This is a genomic window from Clostridium nigeriense, from assembly GCF_050585245.1.
Taxonomy (GTDB): domain Bacteria; phylum Bacillota; class Clostridia; order Clostridiales; family Clostridiaceae; genus Clostridium; species Clostridium nigeriense_A.
Map to the genome: position 1 here is coordinate 1 of NZ_JBNOOF010000048.1, position 487 is coordinate 487.

Sequence of the window (487 nt, forward strand, 5' to 3'; positions counted from 1 at the left end):
ATATTAGCAGGTAGAAGTTATCCTGCTTTATTAAATACACATACACAAGTTAGTGGGAATTTTACAGTTACAGGCTCTAAGAACTCTCTGCAAGAAACAGAAAACTATGGACAAAGATTAATAAATGCTTACGAAACGGCAGAATATTATTTTGGCGATATAGGTTTTGGAGTTATTAATAGCGATGGTGAATGTGTAGTTTATATAGATGATATATTCAAGGAGTGCATTAATACAGATTGTGAATACCATGTGTTTACTCAAGTTTATAATGGAGCTATAGGAAAAATAGAAAGACATAAAGATTATTTTATTATATATGGAGAAGAAAACACAGAATTTTCTTGGGAACTAAAAGCTAAAAGAAAAGGATATGAAAATGTAAGATTAGATACACCAGATATAGGTACAGTAGAAGATATACCAGTTTTTACAGAGGAAGATTTAGAAGTTAAAACAGTAGAAGATACACTTCTAGATGTTCTTA

Annotated in this window: 1 pseudogene; it reads left to right on the forward strand. The window is 30.2% G+C overall.

What is annotated here, in order from left to right:
• Positions 1 to 487: pseudogene (locus tag ACQPUY_RS17775) on the forward strand (phage tail spike protein); the annotation flags it as partial.